The 10,292-nt window shown below is 72.0% G+C and carries 5 protein-coding genes and 1 pseudogene; 4 read left to right on the top strand and 2 right to left on the bottom strand.

All coding sequences use genetic code 11. From position 1 onward, the window contains the following. Window positions 1–1,338 (top strand): annotated as a pseudogene (locus tag STRAU_RS06275) (hypothetical protein); the annotation flags it as partial. A 378-nt stretch (window positions 1,339–1,716) separates the two neighbouring features. Continuing rightward, window positions 1,717–3,129: a PP2C family protein-serine/threonine phosphatase gene (locus STRAU_RS06270; RefSeq protein WP_037657819.1), complete on the top strand. Its 1,413-nt coding sequence runs from the start codon at window positions 1,717–1,719 to the stop codon at window positions 3,127–3,129. Window positions 3,130–3,187: 58 nt separating this feature from the next. On the opposite strand, the gene STRAU_RS06265 is transcribed toward STRAU_RS06270, so the two are convergent. Continuing rightward, entirely contained in the window at window positions 3,188–4,687 is a 1,500-nt protein-coding gene (locus STRAU_RS06265; RefSeq protein WP_016639409.1) for a DNA-binding protein NsdB, read from the bottom strand. A 235-nt stretch (window positions 4,688–4,922) separates the two neighbouring features. Between STRAU_RS06265 and STRAU_RS06260 the strand changes: the two genes are divergently transcribed. Then, on the top strand, window positions 4,923–6,107 hold the full coding sequence (locus tag STRAU_RS06260) for an aminoglycoside phosphotransferase family protein (protein WP_016639408.1): 1,185 nt from the start codon (window positions 4,923–4,925) through the stop codon (window positions 6,105–6,107). Window positions 6,108–6,253: 146 nt separating this feature from the next. Continuing rightward, entirely contained in the window at window positions 6,254–7,042 is a 789-nt protein-coding gene (locus STRAU_RS06255; RefSeq protein ID WP_016639407.1) for a bestrophin-like domain, read from the top strand. 58 nt (window positions 7,043–7,100) lie between these two features. Here the strand turns inward: STRAU_RS06255 and STRAU_RS06250 are convergent, their stop codons facing one another. Continuing rightward, window positions 7,101–10,253: a ThuA domain-containing protein gene (locus STRAU_RS06250; protein ID WP_016639406.1), complete on the bottom strand. Its 3,153-nt coding sequence runs from the start codon at window positions 10,251–10,253 to the stop codon at window positions 7,101–7,103. Between the last annotated feature and the right edge of the window lie 39 nt (window positions 10,254–10,292).

Below are 10,292 nucleotides of genomic sequence, written 5' to 3'. Positions count from 1 at the left end.
CCGCCGGGCACGGCCCCCCCCGCCGCACCATCCGCGGGCACGGCCACCCCCGCCACACCACCTGCGGACGCGGACGCGGGCCCGCCCGCCCCCCACAGCGCCACCGACACGCCCCCCATGGGCACACCGATGCCCGCCGCCGAACCCCGCCCGGCCGCGGACGGGGCCGCCCTCGACGCACCTGTCGCTCCACCACCCGCAGGCACGCGCATGCCCCACGGCGCCACGGGAACGCTACCCGTGGACGCGTCCGGCCCACGGGACACCGCCGCAGGCCCGCCCCCAGGGGGCTCCCCCACCCCACCGGCCACGAACGTCCCCCCGTCCGACACCACCCCGGGGGCAAGTGGCACCCCCGCGCCCCCGCCCGGCCCGCCGACTCCGCCGCCCGCCGCGGACCCGCACCTGGCCGCCCTCGCGGCCGAGTTGACCCACGGCCGGCACGGCGTCGCCCACTTGGGGCCGCTGCCCGCGCCGGACCTGTCGGGCACGGCCGCGCTGTGGCGCTGGTTCCACCTGACCCTGCTGCGTCTGCCCGCTCCGCACGCGACGCAATGGCGGGCCCGCGCACAGCAGTTGCCCGTGGCGGGGGGCGACCCCGGCGGCGCGCGGTGGGAGGCGTGGCGGACCCTCGGCGAGGGGCAGGTGCTGCTGCCCCCGCTGCCCCGGCTGGGGGTCCCAGGGGTGCGCCTCGACCCGGCGGGATCCGCGGCTCCGTGGGCGATGGCGGCCGCGGCGGGCGGCGAACCGGCCGGAGAAGGGACCGCCGTACGCGGAAGCCAAGGAGTGCCGCCTGCCCCGGGCGACCTGCGCGCGCCCTTGGGAGTCTTCGTGGTCCTGGCCGGCTGGGTCGGCGGACTCGCCGCCCTGGACGGCCAGTTGCACCACTGCCTGGAGAACGTCTCCCACCGCGGTGTGGTGCCGCTGCGCGAGGCCGAACACCGGACCGCCCACCGGCACGAACTCGCCCAGCGCATCGGCCGCCTGGCCTGCCGGGAGCCGGGCTCCGCGGCGGAGCTGCGGGCGGCCCTCGCCGTGGACGAGGCGCTGTGCTCCGTCCTGCACCTGCCCCCCGCCGCCCCCGGAAGCTGGTGGGCCCAGCTCGCCGAGACCTCGCAGCGGGCCGTGCTCGAACTGCGCCGCCGGGTGCGCGACAGCGGTGCCGACGTCGCCGTGGAAGTGCTCGCCCCGACCTACCGCGAGGCCCGGCGCCGCACCGGGGGCAACGACATCCCGCTGGACGCGGGCGGCCGCAAGGGCCAGGTACTGGCCGGGCTGCGACTGTGGGCGCGCATCGACGGCAGGGAACTGCCGGGCCGGGTGGTGTACCGGGCATGACGCGCCGGGCCCGCTCGGGCCGAGAGCCCGGGCCCGGCGTCACCCCGCGGAACGCAGGTCACCGCACGGACGCCCGGACGGCGCACCGACTCGTACTGGCGCTCGACCGGCCCCGAAGGACGGGGGCATATGCCATAAGCACCACCGCATCGGGTGTTGCCAAATCCCTTACGAGCACCCGCCCGCTGTGCCAGAGTCGTTAGCGGTCGAAGAGTTGTCACTGAAGTCAGTACGGAAGCCGCACGCACGTCACGTACGGAAGTCACGTACGCCACGGACGAAGGCCAGGACGAACGCCACGCCGCTACCGGTCGAGGAGCCATGACCGGCGATCCCCACAGCAAGCCCGGTCGCACCGCATCACCCACGGAGCACCCCATGCCGTCCCATGTGTTCGAAGGCCGCCCCGACCGGCCGCACGAGCACGGCGCGGTCGACGCGCTCATCTCACAGACACGCCGGCTGCGCGGCGAGGTCGACGCCGTGCGCCGCGAGGCGGTAGCCGACCACAGCGACCCCGCGGGCCGCTGGCAGCGCGCGCTGTGCGACCTCGCGGTGCATCAACTCAACGACCTGCACAGCCACTTGGCCCAGCTCCGGGACGGCCCGCCGCGGCCCCCCACCTCCCCCGCCTCCCCCGCGCGGACCGACCCGCGGCGCCGCTCGCTGCTCAGCCGGGTCGGCAGCGCGGAGTGGAACCTGCTGACGGACGAGGCGAGCTGGTCCGCCGAGCTGTATCAGATCCTCGGCCGCGACCCGGCCACACCGGCGCTCTCCCTCGACGAGCTGCCCTCCCTGATCCACCCCGACGACCAGCCGATGCTCACGGCGATGGTCACGGACTGCCTGGTCGACGGCAAGCCGATCGACGGCGAGTTCCGGGTCGTGCGCGCCGACGGCGGCGCCCGGCAGGTGCACATGATGGGCGAACCCGTGCTCGCCGCCGACGGCTCCACCGCCTCCATGTGGGCGGTGCTCCGGGACGTCAGCGAACTGCGCCGCAGCCAGCGGGTGGTGCGCGAGACCCGTGACTCGCTGCAGCGCCAGCGGCACCTCGCGCAGACCGAGCACCGGCTCGCGGTCGAACTGCAGGAAGCCGTGCTGCCGCCGTGGCGTGGCTCCCTGCGGTTCCCGCACGGCGGCCCCGCGAGCCTGGACCTCGCCGCCCACTATCTGCCGTCGTCGTCGACCGCGCTGATCGGCGGCGACTGGTACGACGCGCTCGAACTGGCCGACGGCCGCACCCTGCTGAGCGTCGGCGACCTCACCGGCCACGGCGTCACGGTGACGTCGGGCATGGCGATGCTGCTCGGCGCGCTGCGCGGCATGGCCGTCGCGGGCACCCGGCCCGGCCGGCTCATGGGCTGGCTCAACCAGCTCCTCGACGCCTCCGTGCAGCCCGCGCTCGGCAGCGCCGTCTGCTGTCTGTACGACGCCGCCGACCACACCCTGACCTGGGCCCAGGCGGGCCACCCCGCCCCGCTGCTGTTCCGCGACGGGACGGGGCGCGCGCTGACACCGCCGGACGGTGTGCTCCTCGGCGCGACGTCCGGCGCCTGCTACGAACAGGCCGAGGAGCGGCTGCGCCCCGGCGACCTGCTGTTGCTGCACACGGACGGTCTGGTGCCGCGGCGTTCCCGAGAGGCCGCGACGAACCGGCTGCTCGCCCTGGCACCGCGCTTCGCCGAGGCGAGGGCGGCACAGGACTGTGTGCGCGTCGCTGTCGAGGAGTTCGGCGTTGCCCCCCGCGAGGACGACGCCTGTCTGCTGGTGGCCAGGGTCGACGCCTAGGCCGCGTACGCGGACGAAGCCCTAGCCCCGACTTCGTGACGCCCGCACCGGCCGTTTCCTATGCCTGGACCCATTTGCCTCCCCCGGGCCGGGCCGCCGCCTTGGGCAGGGCGTGCTTGATCTCCTCGCGCAGGTCCTCGATCTTCGGATAGCCCGAGTACTGCGCGGTCAGGCGGTACATCTCGCGCAGCCGGTCCCAGGTGCGGTGCGAGGAGTTGGAGCCCATGGACACCAGCGCCAGGCGCGCGTACCGGTCGGCCTGTTCGGGGTCGTCGGCGATGAAGCAGGCCGACGCCAGCGAGATGTAGTCGAAGATCGTGGAGCGGTCGCGGCCCTTCAGGCGCAGGGCGATGGCCTCCTTGGCGTGCCGCTGGGCGAGCTGGGCGGCGGACGGCTCGTGCTCGGCGAGGGTGCGGTACGCCAGGGCCTGCATGCCGTGCAGATCCGCCTCGTCGAACATCTGCATCCAGCTCGGCGGCGGCACGTCGCCCTTGTCGGAGACGAACAGGTCCTCGGCCCGGCCGAGGGTGCGGCGCATCGCCTGCCCCTTGCCCATCGACGCCTGGGCCCACGCCTCGATGGTGTGCAGCATGGCCTGTGTGCGCGGCAGCGTCTGCTCGCCCGAGCCGGACTTGGCGAGCTTCATCAGATCCAGGGCGTCGTCGGGCTTGCCCAGGTGCACCATCTGGCGGGCGGCGCGGGACAGGGCCTCGCCCGCGCGCGGACGGTCGCCGCCCTCGCGGGCCGCGTGCGCGGCGATCACGAAGTACTTCTGGGCGGTGGGTTCGAGGCCGACGTCGTGCGACATCCAGCCGGCGAGGACGGCGAGGTTGGCGGCGACGCCCCACAGGCGCCGCTGCAGATGGTCGGGGTGGCGGTAGGAGAGCATGCCTCCCACCTCGTTCAGCTGGCCCACCACGGCCTTGCGTTGCAGGCCGCCGCCGCGGGAAGCGTCCCAGGCGCGGAACACCTCGACCGAGCGCTCCAGCTCCTCGATCTCCTGGGACCCGATGGGGGCGGCCTCGTAGCGGTCGAATCCGGCGGGGTCGGCGTGCAGGGGGTCGTCGGTGCGGGGGGCGTCGGCCTTCAGGGTCGGATCGGTGTGCAGCCAGTCGTGCATGGCGCTGGTGAGTGCGGAGCCTGCGGCAAGCGCGGCACCCGCGCCCACCAAGCCGCGTCGGTTGAGCATGAGGTCCATTCCCGTGAATTCGGTGAGGACCGCGGCGGTTCGCTCGGGCGCCCACGGCACGCCGTCGGGGTGTTCTACGCTCCCGTCGGCGCGCTGTTTGCCTACGCGCCCGTGCCGGACCAGACCGAGGTCCTCGATGGTCACGACACGGCCGAGACGCTCGGTGAAAAGAACAGCCAGGACCCTGGGCACGGGATCGCGCGGGATCTCTCCCATGTCGATCCAGCGCCGCACCCGCGAGGTGTCGGTGGCCAGCTGCGGATGACCCATCGCCGCCGCCTGCCGGTTCACCAGTCTGGCGAGTTCGCCCTTGGACCAGCCCGCCAGGCCGAAGAGATCCGACAGACGGGTGTTGGGTTGTCCGTTCACGTCAAGCCCCCAGGGTTCTCGGCTGAATTGACAGTAACCCTCTGTCAGTTGCTGAGCGACTATTCGCCAGGGTTCGCCAGGGTGCGCCACATGGTGTGCCAGGGGCTATCGGGTGTCAGGTAGGAATGCGCCACCCCGACCCGGCCGCCTCGAGGCATTCCCCAGGGTGCACCCACAGCGGCCGGGACGGGAGGGCGCCGCAACTCGCAGGCACACGAAGGGATCTGTATCGCCCATGTACGCAGCATCGTCCTCCGTGTCCGCCCCGCCTCGGCCACTGCGCCCGCACCCCTCCTCCCGCGGCTCCGCCCGCGCGGCGGAGGCCCCGCTGCCCGGGGGTGGCCCCTATCTGGCGCCGGCGCGGCCCGCGGCCGCTCCGCTCGGCGCCGACCGGACGCGCCGCGTACCGGCGACGGGCGCCGGGCCGCTCAGCGGGAGACTCGACCTGTCCGGCCCCCAGGGCGCGCAACTGCGCACCGCGATCGCCTCGGTGCACCGCATCTGTCCGGAATTCCAGCCCGTGCAGGTGTTGCGCCGCAGCGGACGTACCGTGCTCCTGGTCGGCACCACCGGCCGCGCCACCGCCGTGGCCAAGTGCCTGCTCGACCACTCGCCCCTGTGGGCCGAACGGATCCGCCACGAAATAGCGGCCTACCGCTCGTTCGTCCGGCACCGTCCGCCCGTGCGCGCGCCGCGTCTCATCGCGGCCGACCCGGACGACTGCACGCTGGTGATCGAGCGCATGCCCGGCCGGGTGGCCGCACTGCAGCGGCACCCCGCAGAAGCCCCACCGCGCGCCGACATCCGGGCGGCGATGAGCGCGGTGTGCCGGCTCAACCAGTGGCGGCCGCCGCAGGAGATGTTCGGTCGGCCGCTGGACTACGGCCGGCGGATCTCCCGCTTCCACGAGCTGGGGCTGCTCACCGACCGGGACATGGGCGACCTGCAGAAACTGCTGCACGGCATAGCGCACGCACACACGTCGGGGCCGGGGCTCACCTGGCAGTTCTGCCACGGCGACGCGCTCCTTTCGAACGTGCTGCTCTCGCCGGCCGGCCCGGTCCTGGTCGACTGGGAGCACGCGGGCTGGTATCTGCCGGGCTATGACCTCGCCACGCTGTGGTCCGTGCTCGGCGACTCGCCCGTGGCGCGCCGCGACATCAGCCAGCTCGCCCAGGCGGCGGGCCCGGCGGCGCGCGACGCGTTCCTGGTGAACCTGATGCTGGTGCTGACCCGCGAGATCAGGATGTGCGAGACGGCCGTGCAGCGCACGCTGCACGACACGGCCCCGACGGCACCGGGCCAGGCCCACCCCGGGCCCGCGCCGTCCGGCGAGGAACAGCGGCTGCTGCTTCGGCGGCTGCACGACGACTGCCAGATGGCCCGCCGGGCCGTGCGTGCGGCGGTCGGCACTCGCTGACGGGGAAACGAGGGAGGCGAAGACCCGCGACGCGGCCGGGGCAGGGACGCGTCGCGGGTCTTCGTGTGCCCGCGGCAGGTCCGGTGGGTGCGCCGCGCATCCTCGTGTTCGCGTAACTCGTGCGGGCCCCCGGCGTTGTGCGGGCTGTGGGGATCTGGCTGCTCAACAACTTCAGTACGTTCACGCTCGCCGTGCTGCTCGGTGGCGGTGCCGTACTCGTCGCCGTGACCGGCGCGCTGCTGCTGCGCCGCAGATTCGCCAGGCTGGCGGACGGCACGTACAACGACATGGTCGGTGTCTGCTTGAGCATGTACGCCGCGATCTACGGCATCATCCTCGCCTTCGTCGTCGTGGCCGAGTGGGAGACCCTCAACGACGCGGAGACGAACGTCGCCGCCGAGGCCAGCCGGACCGCCCAGGTGGTGCGGGACGCCGCCGCGTTCCCGCCCGAGCAGGAGCGCAGGGTGACCGACGCCGTCGGGGCGTACGTCCACGCGATCGTCGACAAGCAGTGGCCGCTGATGCGCGAGGGCCGGCCCGACCCGGGCGTCACCAACCCCGAAGTGGTCAGGATCTACCGGGTGTTCCAGGAGTACGAGCCGAAGACCGAGGCCGAGAAGACCTACTACGAGCACTCCGTGACCACGCTCGGCGACGTCGCGGAAGCACGCCGCACCCGGCTCGCCGACTCGCAGCAGGCCCTGCCACCGCTCCTCAACGTGCTCATCTACGGCGGCGCGCTCGTCATGCTGCCGCTGACCTTCCTGTACGGCATCAGGAGCCTGCGCGCCCAGCTGATGTTCGTCGCCTCGGTCGCCGCGCTGATCGGCGTGAGCCTGCTGCTGTGCCTGACCATGGACCATCCGTTCTCGGGGGGCCTGTCGGTCTCCCCCGCCCCGTTCAAGGAGGGCGTGCTCGCCCAGTTCTGGCGGTGACGCGCTCCGGCCCCTCCGCATCGTCACGGAGAGGCCGGAGCAGGGGGAGTCGCGGCGATCAGCCCGTCGAGGCCGAGAACGCGACGGCGTCCACGTCGAAGGAATTGTTCTGCGGTGACTTGAAGACCAGGTACAGCTTGTGGGTTCCGGTCAGGGGCTCGATGTCCACCGCCGGGGTGTTCTGGTAGGTGTCCCAGCCTCCCGTGTTGAGCACGGGCGTCGTGGCCAGGAGCTTGCCGTCGGGGGCGTCCGCGCGGAGTTCGACGGAGCCCACTCCGTACGGGGACGACATGCGGTACGTGACCTTGCTGACGCCTTCGACGCTCATCGGGGCGAAGGCGATCCAGTCGCCGTCGCTGATGTCGCCGATGCGTTTGCCGTTCTCGGCGCCCGCCTGGGAGACGATCCGGGTGCCGGACTGGCCGTCGTGGTACTCGGCCTGCTTGTGCCTGGGCTGCAGGACCGAGCGGCCGTAGCCCGTCAGGGCGCTCGTGCCGGACGCGCCCTTGTCGGTGTACTTGGCGTTCAGGACGTAGGTGAGGTCGGCGCCCTCCGGGTGGCCGCCCAGGTCGCCGGTGTCGACGGTGCCCTCGCAGCCGGGGATGTCGGTGGTCGGGTGCTCGTGGTCGTCATGGCCGAGGGCCGGGTTCACGAAGACCTTGGAGCAGTCGATCTGCCCGTCCTCGGGGTCGGTGACCTTCACCTTGTACGGGATCTTGTCGCCGAAGGTGATGAGCTTGCCGTCGACCGGCGTCTCGACGGTCACCTTCGGCGCGGTGTTGCCCGCCGTGATGGGGACGTTGGCGTAGCCGGACTTGCCGGTGGAGTCGGTGACCTTCAGCTGGGCGTTGAAGTCGCCCTTGGTGGTGTAGGTGTGCGAGGGGCTGGGGTCGGTGGAGTCGTAGGTGCCGTCGCCGTTGAAGTCCCAGGCGTAGGTGATCGGGTCGCCGTCCGGGTCCTTGCTGCCCTCGCTGGAGAAGTCGGCCTTGAGGGGCAGGGGACCGTTGGTGGCGGACGCCTTGGCCTTGGCGATCGGGATGCGCTGCCCCTGCGCGTAGTCGACCCGGTACAGACCCGAGTCGTTGTTCCCGCCGCCGAACTCGCTGCCCCACTCCAGGACGTACAGCGAACCGTCGGGCCCGAAGGTCATGTCCATCGGCTTGGTGAACTTCACCGGCTTCAGGAAGTCGTTGATCTTCAGGAGCTTGCCGGACTTGTCGAAGCGCATCTCCTTCACGGAGTCGCGCGCCCACTCGTAGAAGAAGTTCGCGCCGTCGAAGTACTGCGGGAACTTGGTCGTGGAGGGGTTCTTGGCGTCGTAGCGGTAGACGGGCCCGCTCATCGGCGCGGAGCCGCCGGTGCCCATCTCCGGGAACTCCTTGGAGGCGCCGTAGCCGTACCAGACCTCGGGGAGCGTCAGCGGCGGCAGGTCCTTGAGGCCGGTGTTGTTCGGCGAGGGGTTCACCGGCTTCGCGCAGTCGAACTTGGCGCCGGCCTTCTGGGTGTCGGGGTCGTAGGGCGCGTACGCCTGGTTGTTGCCGTGGCAGAACGGCCAGCCGAAGTTGCCCGGCTTCTTGATGACGTTGTACTCGACCAGGCCCTCGGGGCCGCGTTCGGTCTCGGGGGCGCCGCGGTCGGGGCCGTAGTCCGAGACGTGCACGTTTCCGTTCTTCGGGTCGACGGTGAAGCGGAAGGGGTTGCGGAAGCCCATGGCGTAGATCTCGGGGCGGGTCTTGTCCGTGCCGGGCTTGAAGAGGTTGCCCTGGGGGATCGTGTAGCCGCCCTTGTCCTTGGGCTTGACGCGCAGGATCTTGCCGCGCAGGTCGTTGGTGTTGCCGGCCGTGCGGGCGGCGTCGAGCATCTGCTTGCCGGGGCGCCAGTCCAGGGGCGCGTAGCCCTGCCAGTTCGGGTCGAGGTTCGGCGGCACGTCGTCGCCGACGCCCAGGTACAGGGTGCGGTCGGGGCCGAACTCGACGGCGCCGCCGGTGTGTCCGGGCTCGGGGAAGGTGCGGTCGCGGTAGGCGGGGACGTCGAGCACCTTCTTCTCGCTCGCGAGGTCGAGGGTGTTGTCCTTCTTGACCGTGAAGCGCGACAGGCGGTTCACGTCGTCCTTGGCGCTCGCGGGCGCGTAATAGAGGTAGATCCAGCGGTTCTTGGCGAACGCCGGGTCCAGCTCCATGCCGACCAGGCCGTCCTCGCCGCCGGTGTAGGTGTCGACCTTGCCCGCGGTGGTGGTGGCGTGCGTCTTGGGGTCGAAGATCTTCACCTCGCCGCTGCGCTGGGCGTAGAAGACCTTGCCGTCCTTGGCTACGTCGAGCTCCATCGGGTCGGCGGTGTTCTCGTCGAGCGCGATCTTCTCGTAGCCGGACCAGACGGTGCCACCGCAGTCACCGGGCTTGTTCCCGGCCGCCCACTGGATGCCGCCGAGCACGTGGTCGCGGAAGGCGGGCTCGCTGTACGACGCCTTGTCGTGGCCCATGGCGGTGGCCCACACCTTGCCGCCCTCGGCCTTGCGGCACCAGGAGATGGGGTGGTCGGCCCCCATGGCGGAGCCCCCCGGGTTGTACGTCGTCTCGTCGGCGGAGACCAGGACGTGCACGTCGCCGCGCGGATTCCGGTCGAAGTTGTACCACTCCTCGGGGCGCTCCCAGCGCTCGGGAAGGCCCTTGGTGGAGGGGTGCACGTGGTCGGCGACCTTCGCGGTGCCCTTCAGGACGCCCGGGGAGTGGGCGGGCATGTGGGCGCCGCCGTTGACGGTGTCGTCCCACCACGGGAAGGAGTCCTCGATGCCCATGTCGAGGGTGTTGTGGACGGCGACGATGCCCTTGCCGCCGCGCACGTACTTCTGCACGGCCTCGCGCTGGGCGTCGGTGTCCCAGACCATGCCGGAGTTCTGCAGCATGACGATGACGTCGAAGTCCTTGAGCCTGGCGTCGTCGAAGACGGTCGAGTCGTCGGTCTGGACGACCTCGAAGTTGTGGGCCGCGGCCTGTTCCTTGACCATCTGGATGCCGGCCGGGATGGAGTCGTGGACGTAGCCGACGGCCTTGGTGAACAGCAGGGCACGGAAGGCCGGTGCCTGGTCGGCGGCGGTGGCTCCGGTGGCGGTGGCCCCCGCGGCGGGCAGGAAGCCCACGGCAAGGAGCAGCGCCGTCAGGACGGCGATCAGCGCTCTTCGTACGCCTCTGATGTCACGAGCATGACATCCCATGAGGTGGTCCTCTCTGTGTGGACGGAAGGTGCGGGTGCC

Source organism: Streptomyces aurantiacus JA 4570 (assembly GCF_000414115.1).
Lineage (GTDB): Bacteria > Actinomycetota > Actinomycetes > Streptomycetales > Streptomycetaceae > Streptomyces > Streptomyces aurantiacus_A.
This window is presented reverse-complemented; position numbering and strand designations above follow the sequence as displayed.

Coding starts and splice junctions, on each gene's coding strand:
- STRAU_RS06250 (WP_016639406.1), bottom strand. CDS start 10,253: ATGGGATGTCATGCTCGTGACATCAGAGGCGTACGAAGAGCGCTGATC.
- STRAU_RS06260 (WP_016639408.1), top strand. CDS start 4,923: ATGTACGCAGCATCGTCCTCCGTGTCCGCCCCGCCTCGGCCACTGCGC.
- STRAU_RS06270 (WP_037657819.1), top strand. CDS start 1,717: ATGCCGTCCCATGTGTTCGAAGGCCGCCCCGACCGGCCGCACGAGCAC.